The organism is Nocardia sp. NPDC055029, assembly GCF_053608525.1.
The window spans coordinates 138,142-154,271 of record NZ_JBSGVQ010000003.1 but is presented as its reverse complement, the minus strand read 5'-3'; the positions used below and the strand labels follow the sequence as shown (position 1 = coordinate 154,271).

At 67.6% G+C, this 16,130-nt stretch carries 18 protein-coding genes and 1 tRNA gene; 9 read left to right on the top strand and 10 right to left on the bottom strand.

All coding sequences use genetic code 11. The features are described 5' to 3' along the window. Positions 1 to 29: 29 nt before the first annotated feature. Positions 30 to 1,292, bottom strand: a complete 1,263-nt coding sequence (locus ACWF9G_RS04145) for a helix-turn-helix domain-containing protein (protein ID WP_379310408.1) — start codon at positions 1,290 to 1,292, stop codon at positions 30 to 32. 203 nt (positions 1,293 to 1,495) lie between these two features. Here ACWF9G_RS04145 and ACWF9G_RS04140 point away from each other — a divergent pair, with 203 nt between their 5' ends. Further along, positions 1,496 to 2,008: a hypothetical protein gene (locus ACWF9G_RS04140; RefSeq protein ID WP_379310409.1), complete on the top strand. Its 513-nt coding sequence runs from the start codon at positions 1,496 to 1,498 to the stop codon at positions 2,006 to 2,008. Here ACWF9G_RS04140 and dcd read toward each other — a convergent pair. Beyond that, a complete protein-coding gene (gene dcd / locus ACWF9G_RS04135; protein WP_189034433.1) occupies positions 1,921 to 2,520 on the bottom strand; it encodes a dCTP deaminase in 600 nt (199 codons plus the stop codon). The two genes, ACWF9G_RS04140 and dcd, sit on opposite strands and share 88 nt — an antisense overlap. A 156-nt stretch (positions 2,521 to 2,676) precedes the next feature. After that, positions 2,677 to 3,051 carry a hypothetical protein gene (locus ACWF9G_RS04130; protein WP_452513540.1) on the bottom strand — a complete coding sequence of 125 codons (375 nt, stop codon included), beginning with the start codon at positions 3,049 to 3,051 and terminating at the stop codon, positions 2,677 to 2,679. Between the two features lie 408 nt (positions 3,052 to 3,459). On the opposite strand from ACWF9G_RS04130, the gene ACWF9G_RS04125 reads away from it, so the two are divergent. Further along, positions 3,460 to 3,530 (top strand) — tRNA-Gly (locus ACWF9G_RS04125). Between the two features lie 134 nt (positions 3,531 to 3,664). Here the strand turns inward: ACWF9G_RS04125 and ACWF9G_RS04120 are convergent. The 5 genes from ACWF9G_RS04120 to ACWF9G_RS04100 form a co-directional block, all read right to left on the bottom strand. Further along, complete coding sequence (locus tag ACWF9G_RS04120) at positions 3,665 to 4,162, bottom strand: flavin reductase family protein (protein ID WP_452513538.1); 498 nt, start codon at positions 4,160 to 4,162, stop codon at positions 3,665 to 3,667. Beyond that, positions 4,155 to 4,673 carry an NADPH-dependent FMN reductase gene (locus ACWF9G_RS04115; RefSeq protein WP_452513536.1) on the bottom strand — a complete coding sequence of 173 codons (519 nt, stop codon included), beginning with the start codon at positions 4,671 to 4,673 and terminating at the stop codon, positions 4,155 to 4,157. The genes ACWF9G_RS04120 and ACWF9G_RS04115 overlap by 8 nt, the downstream gene beginning before the upstream one ends. 32 nt (positions 4,674 to 4,705) lie before the next feature. Further along, the gene (locus tag ACWF9G_RS04110; RefSeq protein WP_452513534.1) at positions 4,706 to 6,094 is read right to left on the bottom strand and encodes an acyl-CoA dehydrogenase family protein; all 1,389 of its coding nucleotides are present in this window, start codon (positions 6,092 to 6,094) and stop codon (positions 4,706 to 4,708) included. Continuing rightward, positions 6,091 to 7,209 carry a dimethylsulfone monooxygenase SfnG gene (gene sfnG / locus ACWF9G_RS04105; RefSeq protein ID WP_452513532.1) on the bottom strand — a complete coding sequence of 373 codons (1,119 nt, stop codon included), beginning with the start codon at positions 7,207 to 7,209 and terminating at the stop codon, positions 6,091 to 6,093. The genes ACWF9G_RS04110 and sfnG overlap by 4 nt, the downstream gene beginning before the upstream one ends. A 93-nt stretch (positions 7,210 to 7,302) precedes the next feature. Then, positions 7,303 to 7,620: a hypothetical protein gene (locus ACWF9G_RS04100; RefSeq protein ID WP_379310415.1), complete on the bottom strand. Its 318-nt coding sequence runs from the start codon at positions 7,618 to 7,620 to the stop codon at positions 7,303 to 7,305. A 124-nt stretch (positions 7,621 to 7,744) separates the two neighbouring features. Here ACWF9G_RS04100 and ACWF9G_RS04095 point away from each other — a divergent pair, with 124 nt between their 5' ends. The 3 genes from ACWF9G_RS04095 (at position 7,745) to ACWF9G_RS04085 (ending at position 10,483) form a co-directional block, all read left to right on the top strand. Then, positions 7,745 to 8,491 carry a crotonase/enoyl-CoA hydratase family protein gene (locus tag ACWF9G_RS04095; protein WP_452513530.1) on the top strand — a complete coding sequence of 249 codons (747 nt, stop codon included), beginning with the start codon at positions 7,745 to 7,747 and terminating at the stop codon, positions 8,489 to 8,491. A gap of 171 nt (positions 8,492 to 8,662) precedes the next feature. Next, positions 8,663 to 9,769 carry a DUF4185 domain-containing protein gene (locus ACWF9G_RS04090; RefSeq protein WP_452513528.1) on the top strand — a complete coding sequence of 369 codons (1,107 nt, stop codon included), beginning with the start codon at positions 8,663 to 8,665 and terminating at the stop codon, positions 9,767 to 9,769. Between the two features lie 24 nt (positions 9,770 to 9,793). Then, complete coding sequence (locus ACWF9G_RS04085) at positions 9,794 to 10,483, top strand: class I SAM-dependent methyltransferase (protein ID WP_452513526.1); 690 nt, start codon at positions 9,794 to 9,796, stop codon at positions 10,481 to 10,483. Here the strand turns inward: ACWF9G_RS04085 and ACWF9G_RS04080 are convergent. Beyond that, a complete protein-coding gene (locus ACWF9G_RS04080) occupies positions 10,463 to 10,927 on the bottom strand; it encodes a flavodoxin family protein (protein WP_452513524.1) in 465 nt (154 codons plus the stop codon). The two genes, ACWF9G_RS04085 and ACWF9G_RS04080, sit on opposite strands and share 21 nt — an antisense overlap. A gap of 39 nt (positions 10,928 to 10,966) precedes the next feature. Next, the gene (locus ACWF9G_RS04075) at positions 10,967 to 11,560 is read right to left on the bottom strand and encodes an alpha/beta hydrolase family protein (RefSeq protein ID WP_452513522.1); all 594 of its coding nucleotides are present in this window, start codon (positions 11,558 to 11,560) and stop codon (positions 10,967 to 10,969) included. A 231-nt stretch (positions 11,561 to 11,791) separates the two neighbouring features. Here ACWF9G_RS04075 and ACWF9G_RS04070 point away from each other — a divergent pair, with 231 nt between their 5' ends. From ACWF9G_RS04070 to ACWF9G_RS04055, 4 genes are all read left to right on the top strand, one after another. Further along, entirely contained in the window at positions 11,792 to 13,627 is a 1,836-nt protein-coding gene (locus ACWF9G_RS04070; RefSeq protein WP_379310422.1) for an acyl-CoA dehydrogenase, read from the top strand. A 152-nt stretch (positions 13,628 to 13,779) separates the two neighbouring features. Next, a complete protein-coding gene (locus ACWF9G_RS04065) occupies positions 13,780 to 14,079 on the top strand; it encodes a type II toxin-antitoxin system RelE/ParE family toxin (protein ID WP_379309306.1) in 300 nt (99 codons plus the stop codon). 25 nt (positions 14,080 to 14,104) lie between these two features. After that, positions 14,105 to 15,187, top strand: coding sequence for a HigA family addiction module antitoxin (locus ACWF9G_RS04060; RefSeq protein ID WP_379309307.1), 1,083 nt, complete (start codon positions 14,105 to 14,107; stop codon positions 15,185 to 15,187). 75 nt (positions 15,188 to 15,262) lie between these two features. Continuing rightward, positions 15,263 to 15,976, top strand: a complete 714-nt coding sequence (locus tag ACWF9G_RS04055; RefSeq protein WP_379309308.1) for an MmyB family transcriptional regulator — start codon at positions 15,263 to 15,265, stop codon at positions 15,974 to 15,976. Positions 15,977 to 16,130: the final 154 nt, after the last annotated feature.

Sequence of the window (16,130 nt, the reverse complement as noted above, 5' to 3'; positions counted from 1 at the left end):
CCGCAAACCGGTTTTCGCGGCACCGCCCCTCATCTGCCTGGTGGCAGGCCCGCGGCGGCGGTGGCGCCGCAGAATTCCTCGATCCGCTCGTCGAGCTGGCGCGCCTCGAAGGCATCGCGGTAGGCGGGCGCGGCGATGCGGCGCCGGACGCCGACCAGCCGCTCGCCGAGCTGGGCGATGCGGCGATCCTCGGGCAACCCGAGGACAGGGCGCAGGGCGTCGGCGGCGCCGTCGATGCTGCCGTTGATGAGGTGGGCCGCGGCGTTGTCGACCCGGGCCAGGGATTCCGCGCCGTAGGAGCGTTGCAGCGCGGGGCCGGTCGAGTACAGCGTGATGGCGCGTTCGGTGGCGGCCAGCGCCTGTTCGGCCCGGCCGAGCTGGATGCAGGTGGCGCCCGCGTAGTAGGCGGCCTTCGGCGCGCCGAAGCCGAACACGCCGCCGATCTCGTCGTGCAGTTCGTCGCGCCGGTCGCTCACCACGGCCTCGGCCGCGCGCAGGCAACGGTCGGTCTCGGTGTCGCTGCCGAGCCGCGCCCACACCCTGGCCTCGATATTGAGCAGCCGCACCTTGGCCAGCCCCAGGCCTGCGAATTCCTGTCCGCTGCGCGCCAATTGGACGGCGTTGCGCGGCCGGTCCGACCAGTTCTCGATGAGGGCGTGCATGCCCCTGGTCCACGCGCGTAAGCCGTTGTGGCCGCTGAGTTCCGCGTAAGCCCAAGCGGCCCTGATCTGTTCGCCCGCGGCGTCGAGGTAGCCGAGGTCGGTGCTCGCGTTGGCCATCAGACCCGACAGTGTGCCCGCGAGCAGGTAGAGGTGACTGGTGTCGACCGGCTTCTGCTGCCCGTCGAGTAGTCGGTACACCCGGCGCCGCACCCGCAGCATCTCCACCATCATCGGCGCCGGCGCGGCGTGCACGTATTCGTTGGCGATGCGCCGGACGTCGGCGTCGAGCTGGGCCAGCGTCGTCGCGCCGACATTGGTGCTCTCCGCGGCGGCCGCGTGCTCGCTGGCCTCGTGCGCAGCCGCCATGATCAACTCCCTCTCCGACATCATCTCGGGCACAGCGCTTTTGACCGCACCGGCGTCGACGAAGGCGAGCAGGTCGGCGTCGGCGCCGGTGGGCGCCAAAAGAGTAGAGAAACGTGCGCGGACCACGTCGTCGGAGCGAGCCAGCGACGTGTCGAGCGCGGCTTGATTCACCGGCCGCGGGCGCACGCGCTCGCCACCGGCCTCCCACTTCGACACCAGCCGTTCGTGCACGCCGAGATGAGCCGCGAACTCCCGGATGCTCATTCGTTTGGCATCGCGAAGAGCTCTGGCCTCTCTGCCTGTCCACTCCCCGACCACGGCGTCACCTTTCGAGACGGACAACTGACTCCAGAGTACGAGTGCGACAGTGAGACACGCCACAGCTTCGCGGAATCGGTTGCCTGAGGCAGTGAAAGGGCGGTGCGGGGCAGTGGTCGCGAGCGCGCGCACCCGGGATCCTTGGAAGGGTGGAAGCCAGAACTGTCGATGACTGGGTGTCTTGCTACCAGCGCGAATTCGGGCTACCCGTTCGCGAGCGCGGTGGCTTCGTGATGCTGCCGATTACCGATCGGCTCTGCGTGGTGCACCTGCCGACCACGCGAGCCGAGTTGGTGCTGGCGGCGCTACGGGAGCAACGCAGGGCCGGGCCGGTGCTGGCCAGGCAGATCCGCTGGAGCCTGCTCGCCGACCCCGACGCCAGGCCGCCTGACGACGTGGCCACCGAACTGCGCGGCCTCGATATCGACGTCCCCGGCATCGGCAGCGCGGTCATGCTGCCGACCAGCCTGGGCCGATGGAGCCGCGAGGGCTGTCACTGGGTGCGCCCGCCCAGCGGCGACGACGTGTTACCGCCGCTGTCGCTGGTGCTGCACCTGGCCCTGTCGCTGACCTCTCAGCGGGTCTCGACGGCGTCGAGCGAGGCGGGCGGCAAGGGGAAGTTGAGGTACGACCGCGACGGTGTCGGCCCGCGCTGCCCCTGATACTTCGAGCCGGCCGCCGCGCTGCCGTACGGGTGCTCGGCCGGACTGGTCAGCCGGATCAGGCACAGCTGCCCGATCTTCATCCCCGGCCACAGCGTGATGGGCAGGTTCGCCACATTCGACAGTTCCAGGGTGATGTGCCCGCTGAAGCCTGGGTCGATGAACCCCGCCGTCGAGTGGGTGAGCAGCCCGAGCCTGCCCAGGCTCGACTTACCCTCGAGCCGCCCGGCCAGGTCGTCGGGCAGCGAGCACACCTCGAGCGTCGACCCGAGCACGAACTCCCCAGGGTGCAGCACGAACGGCTCACCCGGCTTCGGCTCGACCAGACTGGTCAGCTCGTCCTGCTGCATGGCCGGATCGATGTGGGTGTAACGACTGTTGTCGAACACCCGGAACAGCCCGTCGAGCCGCACATCGATGCTCGACGGCTGCACCATCGACTCCAGCATCGGTTCGACACCGAGCCGCCCAGCGGCGATCTCGGCCCGGATGTCACGATCGGAGAGCAGCACGCGCCCAGTTTAAGCAGCCGACACCGCAGGTAGACCGCCCGCACCCCGCGAAGGGCCGGCCCGGCGGGTTCGCCCGTCCCCGGCCGAGGGGCGATCGACATGCACCGGCTCGCCCCTCGGGTCCGTGGTTCGCCGAATCCGGCGCGCCGCTCGCGGCTACTGCGTCGGCTGCACGATGCCGGTAGGTCCGACCGGCGGCTTCGGTGTCGGCGGCTTCGCGGTGGGCTGCACGATGCCGGTGGGTCCGACCGGCGGCGGCTGCTGTGTGGTCGGGTTCACGATGCCGGTGGGCCCGGGCGGTACCGCGGTGGTGGGTTCGACCGGCGGTGGCACGGTCTGGCCCCCGTCCTGCGCCGGCGTGGTCGGATGCTGATGTCCCGGGTCACCGTGGCCTGGGTCCTGCTCAACCGGACTGGTGGTCGTGGTGGTTGTGGTGGTTGTGGTGCCGGTATCGGACCCGGAATCATCGGAGCACCCCGCTCCGAGCATCGTCAACGCCGCGATCACCGAAACGAACAGAACCCGCTTCATTCGTCAGCCTTTCGTAATCCCAGCCCGACGGCCCGGCTGACACCGAGCCGAAATATCGAGCCGGAGAACCTGTTACGCCGTACCACACGGCGCGACCGGGTGCCCGCAAGCCAACGCTTGCCTACTGTGCAGAACCCGTCGACGAACTGTAAAACGCGCGAACGCCGATCCGGCCCGTAATCGGCCGATGCCCACCCCCCTTACGGCACGGCGGCCACTCCGGCGGCGCCGTCATCGCCCACCTCCACGTCGGCGACCGCGCGATCGGCCAGGCCACCGCCGTCCTGACCTGGCCGTCGCCACCCTTACCGTGACAGTCCTCTACTGCTACTCCGAGGGTGTCCGATCAAGAGTTGACCGGCACACGAGCCGGTCTGATAGAGTCGCGAACGCGCTCGATGAACGCACGCCGATGTAGTTCAATGGTAGAACTTCTGCTTCCCAAGCAGACAGCGCGGGTTCGATTCCCGTCATCGGCTCTTCCGCCTCCCCGCGTATTTAGGCCAGACCTAGGCGCGGGGAGTTTTTGTGCGCGGCCGGCGGTGGGGTGGCTGGTTTCTGTAGCCCGTGCCCGGTGAGTTACCCATGTTCTTGCGCAATCAGGCGGCCGGGGTCAGCCTGTGTGCAAAGTGCGGAATTTGCTGGCGTGGAAGACGAGTGGGTCCAGGTCTTCGCGGGCGGCTATGCGATTGACGCGCAGGAGGACGACGAGGTGGTCGCCCGCGGGGACGTGGGTTTCCGGGACGCCTTCGATCCAGGCGGTGGCGCCGTCGATGAAGACCGCTTCGCCGGTGCCGCGGTGCAGGGCGGTTTCGCGGAAGCGGTCGCCGTTGCGGGCGCCGAGGGCCCTGGCGGCTGCCTGTTGGTCGGTGCCGAGGAGGCTGAGGCCGAGGTGGCCCGCGGCGGCCAGCTTGGGCCAGGTCGACGAGGAGTTCTGCACGCAGAACGAGACCAGCGGTGGGTCGAGCGAGACGGGGACGAAGGTGCTCACCGCCAAACCGTGTGGGGTGCCGTCGATCTCGGCGCACACCGCGACGACGCCGCTGGGGAAGTTGGCGAAGGCGCGGCGCAGGCCGTTGCCGTCGGCGGGAAAGTCCAAGAGTTCATGCATGATTCGTTGCCTCCACGGGCCTGTCGGTCAGTGCCGCGACGACGGGTGCCCAGCGCTGCGCGTACGCCTCGATGACGCCGTCCTCGGCGAAGCTGCGGTCGGCGAGGTAGAGCCCGGGCAGTGCCGCGGTCCCGCCGAGCTCCACCAGCACCGGCTTGAGCAGCAGGTCCGGTGCGAGTGCGTGCGCCGGCCCCGCACCGAGCATCACCGGCACGGTGAGCACCCCGGCGAGCCCGGTGCCACCGTCGAACTGCTCGAGGAACAGCTTCAGCAGTCCGGTGTAGGTGGCTTTGAAGGTCGGACTGGCGAAAATCACCAGCTCCGAAGCGGATACGGTGCGCGCGGCACTCACCACCGCTGGATCGCCCCACCCGAGCAACCCTGGCCCGAGGGTCACGAGGTCGATCACCTCCGGCTCGGCGGCGGGGCGCAGCGCCCGCGCGACGCGCACAGCCGCGTCCAGGGTGCGCGACGCCGGTTTCGGATTTCCGACGACAACGGTCACTGTCACGGGGATGTCCTCACTCTCTTATCGACCGGTGCTCAGATGACGCCGTGTAGCGGCGGCGGACGGTCCTGCAACACCGCGCGCCCGATGTGCTGGTACTTCCAGCGGACCGGGTCGTGCAGGGTGTGGGTGCGCGCATTGCGCCAGTAGTGGTCCAGTTGGTGCGCGGCCACGGCGCTGCGCGTTCCGCCCACCTCGAAGATCGCCGCCGACACTTCGTTCGCAGCTCGATCGGCGAGTATCTTCGCCGTCGCAACCGCGATCGAGGCCTGCGCGGCGTCATGACCCGGGCCCGGCGCCGCACCGGTCAGCCTCGCCGGTCCTAGCGCCCCGTCGGTCGGCCCTGCCGAATTTCGCGCCCCATCGGCCAGTCCCGCCGAACCTCGCCCCCCATCGGTCTCTTTCACCCGGCCCTGCGCCGCATTGCTCAGTCCCGGCGGACCTTGCGCCCCATCGGCCGCTCTCGCCGGGCGCACCGCCTCGTCGACCGCCGCACCGGCCACAAAGAGCGACGATTCCGCCGCCGCGACCGACACGGCCAGTTCCCCGAACCGCTGCACGACCAGCGGATCGTCGACAGCATGCGCGACCTCCGCCTCGAACCACGGCCTGCTCCGCGTGCGCACGAACTCGGCGCCCGCTTCGAGCGCACCACGCGCGATACCCGCGTCGATGGCGGCGTGCAGCAGCTGCGCGAAAGCCCCATATCCGGTCGGCGCTTGCACCGCGGCAGCCCGGGCAACCAGCTGCTCCCGACCCACCTGAACCCGATCGAACTCGACGGTGCCACTGCCGGTGGTGCGCTGCCCCAAAGCATCCCAGTCGTCGACGATGCGAACACCTGGTTCCAGTGCGGCGACAAAAGCCACGTACTCGCCTGGCGCCAGGCCCGAAACATCCTGCGGGTCATCGAGTCTGGTCAGTACGGCAAGGACATCGGCGAACAGCGATCCAGTGCAGTAGTACTTCGTCCCCTCGACGAGGAACCCCCCGTCACCCGGACGCAATGTCGTCGCGATCTCGGCGACACTCGCCCCACCCCGCTCGGACTGCGCGTTCGCGATCCGCGCACCCGCGAGCACCCGCCCGAAATACTCCCGCTGCTGCGCGGGACTTCCCGCCAGCCGCAACAGGTTCAGATACACGAAGTGACTGTGCGGCACCTGCGCGATATTGGGATCGGCCGCCGCCAGAGTCCGGAAGACCTCGGCGACCACACTCGGCGGCAGATCAGCACCACCGAAGGCCGCGGGCACCGTGATCGCCAGCAGCCCACTGGCCGAGAGCTGGTCCAGCTCCTCGTGCGGCAGCCGGCGCGCGTGATCGCGTTCGGCCGCGCCCCTGGCGAATTCATCGGCGAGTTCGGCGGCGATCGCCAATGCCTGTGCGGCCGTGGCGATCCGCTCGGCGGTCACCACCGTCATCGGCGTCCCGCCGCGACCGGGGTCGCGGCGGCCTCCAGTTCACGTACCAGCGGCAGCACCTTCGCGCCGAAGTACTCGATCTCCTCCTGGAAGTGCAGGAACCCGGCCAGGATCAGGTCGACGCCGAGTGCCCGGTACGCCACGATCCGCTCGGCGATCTGCTCCGGCGTGCCGATCAGGCCGGTGCGGAAACCGTCGTTGTACTGGACCAGATCCTCGAAGGTCGAGTCGGCCCACATGCCCTTGCGATCCGCGGTCGACGCACCCGCCTGCTGCACCGCGTCCCGGAATCCCTGCACCGCAGGCTTGTTCGCCTTCTCGACGATCTCGCGCAGGGTGTCGCGGGCTTCCTGCTCGGTGTCGCGCGCGATGATGAACCCGTTGAGCCCGAACTTCACCTCGCGATCGTTGGCCCTGGCGACCTCGCGCAGATCGTCCAATTGCTCGGTGACCCCGTCGAAGTCCTTGCCGTTGGAGAAGTACCAGTCGGCGTAGCGGCCGCCGTTGCGCCGGGCCGCGGTGGAGTTACCACCTTGGAACAGTTCGGGATTCGGTCGCTCGGGGGTATTGAGCGGCTTGGGCTTGAGGGTGAAATCGCGGATCCGGTAGAAGTCGCCGCCGTAGTTCACCGCGTCCTCGGTCCAGATCTTGCGGATCACCTCGAGGAATTCGGCGCTGCGCCGGTAGCGCTCGTCGTGCTCGAGCCACGGCTCGCCCAGCGCCTGGAACTCGCCGGCGAACCACCCGGACACGACATTGATCGCGAACCGGCCACCGGACAGATGGTCGGCCGTCGCCCCGAACTTCGCCAGCACAGCCGGATGCCACAGCCCCGGATGCACGGCCGCGATCACCTTGAGCCGCTCGGTCGCCCCGAGCAGCGCGAGGCTGAACGAGGTCGACTCGTGCTGGAACTCGGCGCCGTAGGACGCGGTGTAGCGGACCTGCGAGAGCGCGTAGTCGAAACCGTTGCGCTCCGCGGTCTGCGCGAGCTTGCGGTTGTACTCGAAATCCCAGCCGGTCCGCTGCTCGATATCGCTGGTCACGAGCCCACCGCTGACATTGGGGACCCAGTACGCGAACGAGACCTGATCGGCGATTCTCTCCGTGGTCATGATGGCTCCTCCTCGTCGACGGCGCTTTCAGTGCAACACCGGCGAGGTGAGCCCGACGAGAGTTTGAATCGGCGCGATCGATACGCGCGAGCCTCAGCTACCCAAACGCACGCAGTCCGCGGCGATCTTCGACTGGGCGGCGCTCACCTTGGCCGCGTCGTCCTCACCGAGCAGTTTCGCCGGATCACCGGACTGCGAGTTGGACACCATCACCCGCAACCCATCCTGCGACATCCCCGAGTCGAGGAAGACCTTGGCCGCGCAGTCGGCGAGCTCGGGGTTCTTGAGCCCCTTGTCCTGCAACGACTTCGACAGTTGCTCCTGGGTGACCGCGGGCGCGTCGTCGCCACTTCCGCACGCAGCAAGCATCGGCGCGGCGATCAGCGCCGCGGCGATCAGACAGATTCGCACTACTCGAGTCCTCTCGATCGACGCGCATCGGCCGATGCGCAGCCGTGGAGGATCATGCCGCACCACCGTCCCCATGGCCACACCGAACCACCGCACATAACTGACTCGCGAGTAAGATAACCCCATGGGAGACCACATCACCACACGCTTCGAGAGCGACCGCGCATATATCACCTTGAATCGGCCCGGCAAACACAATGGGCTCACACTGGAAATGCTGCGCGATCTTGTCGCCGCGGCCCGAAAAGTGGCCGAGCACAAAGAAACCCGGGTCGTCATCGTGAGCGGTAACGGGCCGAGTTTCAGTAGCGGACTCGATATCGCGGCCGCCACCCGCGATCCTCTGGCTATCGTCCGCGAATTCCTGCCGCGACCGTGGCGCGGCACCAACACATTCCAGGAAGCCTGCTGGGCTTGGCGACGCCTGGACGTTCCGGTGATCGCCGCGGTGCACGGACGCTGTTTCGGCGGCGGATTGCAGCTCGCGCTCGCCGCAGATTTCCGTATCGCCGCGCCGACAGCGGAATTCTCGGTCATGGAAGCCGCGCACGGCCTGATCCCGGACATGTCGGGCGCCGTCTCGTTGTCCCAGCTCATCGGCATCGACCAGGCCCTGCTGCTGACCATGACCGCCGACCCCGTCGACGCCGCGCACGCTCGGAAAATCGGCCTGATCACCGACATCGCGGACGACCCACAGGCGGCGGCGGAAATCCTCGCCGACCGGATCACCGCCCGCGATCCGCGCGCGGTCGCCGCGGCCAAGCGCCTTTTCGACCGCTCCTGGCAGCGGAACTCCCGCGCGACCTTCGCCGCCGAGCGCGCGGCCCAGGTGCCATTGCTGCTGCGTAAGGCACTGACTCGTAGCTAGCGCCAGGCAATTGGACAATTGTTCATGCCGACTCACGAATCGAGGTAGCCCACTCCACTCCGATTGACTGTTAACATCGCTGCGATTCATCCATCAGCCGGAATGTGGTCCGCGGCACAGTTGAAGCTGGCGCCTCCCCCATTTCGGCGTGACCTGGAGGCGCCGACGATCGTGCACAAGACCGGTCCCATCTTGCTGGCCGCACTGGCGGGTGCCACGGCCTTGCTGGTGAGCGGAGCGACGCCAGCCGTGGCGAACCCGAACGCGATCAACCCGATTCCCGTCCTCAACGGCACCCACGGCTTGCCCGCGCTGTACGGGCGCACGCAAGCCGTCTTCCAGGTCACGGGCATGGCGAGCCCGAACAACACCCAGAACTACAACGTCCTCGGCACCGACCTCGGCATCATGTGGGACAACGGCCGCGGCGAGATGCTGACCGCCTTCGGCGACACCGCCGGGATCGGCTTCCCGAACCTGCTGGCGGGCAGCACCTGGGCGTGGCGGTCCAACATCCTGGTCCGCAGCCACACCAAGGACCCGTCGGGCGGCATCTTCTTCGACACTGTCGTGCGCGATGTCATCGGCCAGGCGCGCGATCTCATCCCCAGCCCGAAGATCCCGTTCCTGGAGATCAGCCGCATCCCGACCGCGGGCATCTCCGCCAACGGCGTGCAGTACCTGTCGCTGATGTCGGTGAAGACCTGGGACGCGCCGGGCGAGTGGACGACGAGCTACTCGGGCCTGGCCGCCTCGGCCGACAACGGCGAGACCTGGGCCGATCTCACCCACACCCGCCGCCCCGACGAGGGCGGTAACGCCAACTTCCAGATGAACGCCTTCCTCAAGGACGGCGGCTTCGTCTACGAGTACGGCACCCGCTCGGGCCGCAACAACGACGCGTTCATCGCGCGCGTCCCGGAAGCCGCGATCGAGAACCTCGGCGCCTACGAGTACTGGGACGGCAGCGGCTGGAAGCTCAACGACGTGAACGCGGCGGCCCCCATCATGGGCGGCGTCGGCGAGCTGTCGGTGATGTACAACGAGTACCTCGGCCAGTTCATCTCCCTGACCACCGACCCGTTCAACTCCGTGGTGATGCGCCGCGCGCCCTCCCCGGCGGGCCCGTGGAGCGCCCCCGAGGTCCTGATCGACGCCCGCGAACTCCCCACCGCCTACGCCCCGTCGATCTTCCCGTACCAAACCGGCCGCGACCTCTACTTCATGACGACCATCCACACCCAGTACAACGTCGTCCTGATGCGTACCCAGCTGTAGCGTCGCCCCCATACACTGCAAGGCATGGACGCGGCGGAGTGGGATCAGCGCTATGCCCACAGTGAATTGATCTGGGGCGCACCGCCGAACAGCACGGTGGTCGAATACGTCTACGGCCTCGATCGCCGCGTCCCCCTCCTGCCCGACGAAACCGGTGGCACCCCGCCTCCGCTGCCACGCGCACTCGACCTGGCCTGCGGCGAGGGCCGCCACGCGCTCTGGCTGGCCACCCACGGCTGGCACGTCGACGCCGTCGACTTCTCCCAGGTGGGCATCGACAAGGGCAGAACGGTGGCGGCGCGCCTGTCCCGCTCGGTCCGCTCCCGGGTGAACTGGCACTGCGCCGACATCACCGATCTCACCGCAGCCGGGATCACCGGCCCGTACGAGCTGATCCTGATGGTGTTCGTGCACCTGCCCGCCGAGCGGCGCGGCGCCCTGCTGCGCGAACTCGCCGCCATGATCTCCCCCGGCGGCATGCTCCTGGTCCTCGGCCACGACACCCGCAACCTCACCCAGGGTTACGGCGGCCCGCAGGACCCGGCGATCCTGTTCACGCCCGAGGACATCCGGGCCGAACTCGGCGCGGCGGGCGACCATCTCACGATTCGCATCGCCGACGCCGTCCTGCGCCCGACCGAGGGTCCCGACGCGATCGACGCCCTGGTGGTCGCCGAACGCGACCTACCGGAATCAGGCGAAGCGTCCGCGTAGCTGTTCGGCGAATTCGCGCGCCGAGGTCAGGTCGTCGGCGCTGGGCCGCCCCTTGTTCAGCCCGCCGACAAGCCCGAGCGGTCCCATCGTGTCGAGCCCGCGGCAGGCGAAGCCACCGACCACCTCGAACCCCTTGCCGGCGAGCTGGTCGCCGAGATTGCGCAGGTAGGGGCGAAATCCCGGCTCGGGCAGCCCGCTGGTGGCGAAGACGAACGCCTCCTGGCCCGCGCCGGCGGGCAGCCCGTCGACGAACTCGCGCAGCCGCGCGTCGAGTGCCATCCAGTACACCCCCGAGCCGAAGCCGACCAGGTCGTACGCGGCGAGCTCGGCCGGGCTGATCTCCGCCGGGTCGACCACCCGCGCGTCCAGCACCGACCCGATGGTGTCGGCGACCTTCCTGGTGTTGCCGTGCGACTTGGACGTGCACACGATGAGCGCTTTCATGGTGCCCCCTGCCTCTTCGACGAAGCTGTCCGCCGAAGCCTAACGCCAGCGGGCGAACCAGGGTTCCACTGTCGCCGCGATCACGTCGAATCCGGTCCGGAACGAATGCGCCTGCTTCGGAATCACTGTCACCTCGGCCGCGTCGGCGGCATCGGGCACCCCGAACGGGTCGCTGCCACCGTTGATCACCACGACCTCGATATCACCTGGCGCGAGCAGTTCCTCGCGCCTGCTCTTCTCCGGTTTCCCGGGCGGATGCAGCGGGAAAGACAGCGCGATCACCCCGCGCGCGCCCACCGCTACGGCCGTCCGGCACGCCACCCTGGCCCCGTTGCTGCGACCCCCCTGAACAACCGGCACCCCGGCAAACCGATCACGCAACGCGGCGACGATCTCGAGCCACGCCTCGTCCTGCTTGTCCGCCGAGCCCGGCGCCCGCCGCCCGGCAACCCGGTACGGCTGCACGACCCGAGCGACCATTCCACCGGCTGCGATCGCCGAATCCCTCACCGCCAGAATGTCTTTCGCGTCGACACCGCCACCGGCCCCGTGCGTGATCACCAACAGGAAGGCCGGCTCGGCGACCTCGTCGAGCTCGATCTCGGCGGGCCCGGCACTCGTCTCGATGCGCACACCTCACGGTAGCCCCGCCGCCGCGGCGAGCAACATCTCCGCGCTCGCGCGTGTTTTTCACGTCACATTGCTCCCAGCCCCTTTGCCGAGACGATTACCCACCGGTAATATGGTCGGTAAGTTACCCGCGAGTAGCATGCGGAAAACCGGCAAGGCTACCCGGTGGACGTCAGACGGGCGGGAACGGCGCACAACCGACCGCACCAGACTCAATGGAGAGTGAGTACTCACATGGGCCACTACAAGGCTAACGTTCGCGACCTCGAGTTCAACCTCTTCGAGGTCCTCGGCATCGACAAGCTGCTCGATGCCGGCACCTTCGGTGACCTGGACACCGACACCGTCAAGGAGATGCTCTCCGAGGTTCGTCGCCTGGCCGAGGGCCCGCTGGCCGAGTCGTTCGCCGACGCGGACCGCAACCCGCCCACCTTCGACCCGAACACCCACGCGGTCACCCTGCCCGAGTCCTTCAAGAAGTCCTACAAGGCGCTCGAAGAGGGCGAGTGGGCCAAGGTCGGCGTCGTCGAGGAGCTCGGCGGCCTGAGTGCCCCGTCCGCCATCACCTGGGCCCTGTCGGAGATGGTGCTCGGCGCCAACCCGCCCATCCAGATGTACGCCGCGGGCGCCGGCTTCGCCCAGGTCTTCTTCAACAACGGCACCGACGAGCAGAAGCAGTGGGCCGCCAAGATCGCCGACCGCAACTGGGGCGCCACCATGGTGCTGACCGAGCCGGATGCCGGCTCCGACGTCGGCGCGGGCCGCACCAAGGCGATCAAGCAGGAAGACGGCTCGTGGCACATCGAGGGCGTCAAGCGCTTCATCACCTCGGGTGACTCCGACGACCTGTTCGAGAACATCATGCACCTGGTGCTGGCTCGCCCCGAGGGCGCGGGCCCTGGCACCAAGGGTCTGTCGCTGTTCTACGTGCCGAAGGTCCACTTCGACTTCGACACCGAGACCTACGGTGACCGCAACGGCGTGTTCGTCACCAACGTCGAGCACAAGATGGGCATCAAGGCCTCGGCCACCTGTGAGGTCACCTTCGGCGGCCACGGCGTTCCCGCCAAGGGCTGGCTCGTCGGCGAGATCCACAACGGCATCGCGCAGATGTTCGACGTCATCGAGAACGCGCGCATGATGGTCGGCACCAAGGCCATCGCGACCCTGTCGACCGGTTACCTGAACGCGCTGGAGTACGCCAAGACCCGCGTCCAGGGTGCCGACCTGACCCAGATGACCGACAAGGCCGCGCCCCGCGTGAGCATCACCCACCACCCGGACGTGCGTCGTTCGCTGGCCATGCAGAAGGCGTACGCCGAGGGCCTGCGCGCGATCTACCTCTACACCGCCGCCCACCAGACCGAAGAGATCGCCCTCGCGGTCTCGGGTGCCGACAAGGACGTCGCGTTCCGCGTGAACGACCTGCTGCTCCCGATCGTCAAGGGTGTCGGCTCCGAGCGCGCCTACCAGTACCTGACCGACTCGCTGCAGACCTTCGGTGGCTCCGGCTTCCTGCAGGACTACCCGATCGAGCAGTACATCCGCGACGCGAAGATCGACTCGCTGTACGAGGGCACCACCGCCATCCAGGCGCAGGACTTCTTCTTCCGCAAGATCGCGCGTGACCGCGGTGTCGCCCTGGCCCACGTGGCGGGCCAGATCCAGAAGTTCCTGGAGTCCGACTCCGCCAACGAGCGCCTCAAGGGCGAGCGCAAGCTGCTCGCCACCGCGCTCGAGGACGTCCAGACCATGGCCGCCACCCTGACCGGCCACCTGATGGGCGCCCAGGAGCAGCCGACCGAGCTGTACAAGGTCGGCCTCGGTTCCGTCCGCTTCCTGATGTCGGTCGGCGACCTGTTCATCGGCTGGCAGCTGCTGCAGCAGGCCGAGATCGCCCTCGCCGCCCTCGACAACGGCGCCACCGGCTCCGACGTCGCCTTCTACACCGGCAAGGTCGCCTCCGCGCAGTTCTTCGCCCGCAACGTCCTGCCCGAGCTGACCGCCACCCGCGCGATCCTGGCCAACCTGGACAACGACATCATGGACCTCGACGAAGCCGCCTTCTGATCCATTGATGGCCTAACCATCGCAGCGAAGGGCTCGGAGTCTTCGGACTCCGAGCCCTTCGCTGTATCTGCGCAGGTCAAGATTCGGTTTCGTCTTGGCGAACAGCCTCTGTAGACTCGCCATCACCTGTAGGGTGATGAAGGGGGAACGGAGTGCGACTCGAGTTCGCGAAAGCCGAGCTTCGCTCCCTCTGGGAAGTGGACAAGTTCCGGATCAACGGGCTGGACCCGGAGGCTGTCATCGCCTACCGGAAGAAGGTTCAGCTACTCCAGGCAGCCTCGAGCGAGATCGAACTTCGAAACTTCCGCTCACTGAATCTGGAGAAGCTGAAAGGCGATCGGCAGGGGCACTACTCGATCAGACTGACCCGAAAATGGCGCCTGATCCTACAGTTCAAGACCGATGACGAGGGACGCGCAGTAGTGATCCTCGAACTGTGCGACTACCACTGATCTGCCGTGAGGGGAGGCCTGAGAAATGAATGAAGATGCCGGGCTGCCTGCGCAGGCGTTTCCGGCTGGCGAATACCTCCGGGACGAGATCGAGGCACGCGGCTGGACCGTCGCCGAGTTCGCCCAGATTCTGGGTAGGCCGACGCAGGCTGTTTCCGAGATCCTCAACGGGCACAAGGAGATCACTGCGGAGACTGCGATGGAAATCGCGGCAGCGACCGATACGGAAGCTGCCACGTGGCTACGGCTGCAGAACATCTACCGCTTGTGGACGCTGTCTCGCACCGCAGGGTCGGAGCGAACAGCCGTGGTTTCGAGGCGTGCCCGTCTCGCACAACTCGTGCCGATGCCCGAACTTCGGCAACGAGGGATCGTCCCCACCGGCGCGGGAATCGATGAGGAGGAAGCCGCGGTCTGCGAATTTCTGGGCATAGACGACCCGTTGTCGATGCCGGTCATCGAGTTCGCGGCACGACGATCCGACGAGGGCAGGCCGATTTCACCGGCGCAGTTGGCTTGGATCTCGTGCGTTCGGCGCACCGTCCGGCTGAATCCGTCGGAGGTAGCTTCGCTGGGAGATACTCGGAAACTCGCGGGCGAAGTCGTCCGGCGCGCTCGCGTACCTTCCGCACTCGCCAGCTTGCCTGACCTGTTCCGACAGTATGGAATTCGATTGGTCTACGTAGCGCCTTTCAAGTCGGGAAAGATCGACGGCGGCGCCTATCTGGACAAGTCGGGGGCGCCGGTAGTCGCACTATCCGGCCGCATTCAGCGCATCGACAGTGTCGTGTTCACACTGCTGCACGAACTTGCCCACGTGCACTTGGGACATCTGGCCAGTGGCATCGCCTTGGACTCGGACGTGTGCACCGCCACTCAGAACGAAACCGAACACGCAGCAGACAAGCTCGCCATGGAATGGGCACTGCCCGGCAGACTTGAGTTCTCCACACCGATTTCCAAACGCGCGGTCACCGCCCGCGCGGCATCCATGGGTGTACACCCGGGGCTCATCGTCGGCAGGCTTCAGTACCAGGGCAGACTGCCCTGGTCGCACCTACGAGACCTGACCCCCAACGTCAGGAGCTATCTGAGCGCCTGGGTGTGACGTTTCGAAGGCCAGGTCCCGAACCCGGCGTACCCTGGGAATTGCCGTCGGTCGGGGTGAGGCTCGGGGGTTGTGATGGGTGAAAATACTGCGCTCAGTGTGTATTTGCGCGAGCGACGGATGGCGGCGGGTCTGGCGCGCACCGAGCTCGCGGTGCGGGCGCAGATGGCGCCGCTGCTGATCAGTCAGATCGAGTCGGGCGCGCTGGTGCCGAATCCCGCTATGTTGCAGCGGCTTTTCGACTCGCTTGATGTGCCGCACTGGTATCGCAAGCACATTCTGGTACTCGCCTTGCCCGCTCTCGATTCCGGCACCGCGCCTGCCACACCGTCCGCGGAGGACCTGACCGATCTGGCCAGCCTCAACCATCCGGCCTGCCTACAGCGGTTCCCCACCATGGACCTGCTCGCCGCGAACGCCGACTACCAGCGCCTGTTCCCCGGCCTCGGCGCCGGCGTCAACATGCTCGAGTGGATGTTCCTCGACCCGGCGGCGAAGAAGGTCTTCATCGACTGGACCACCGAAGCCCAGCTCCTGGTCCACGCCTTCCGCATGCTCGCCCCGCTCGCGCCAACCCAGCGTGTCACCGCGATCACCGAATCCTGCGGTCAATCCCCCGACTGGGATCCCGTGTGGACCAGCGACGTCCGCCCCCAGGACATCGCCCGCAGGCACCTGCGTGTCCGCGAGCGCAGCACCGGCATCGAACGCCGCATGCTCCTGCGCATCTACGACCCGGCCTTCCCCACCCGCCCCTGGTGGCTCTACCGCCTGATCCCCGCGCGCTAGAGCCACCGCCGAAACGAAGAAACCGCCGCGGAGAGATGCCAGGAGGCACTCACCGCGGCGGCTTCGCACGCATGTGTGGCTGATTACGGCAGCGGCTTGGTCTCGCCCGAGCCGGAGCTCAACAGGTTGCTCAGGCCGGTAACCAGGTTCGCGG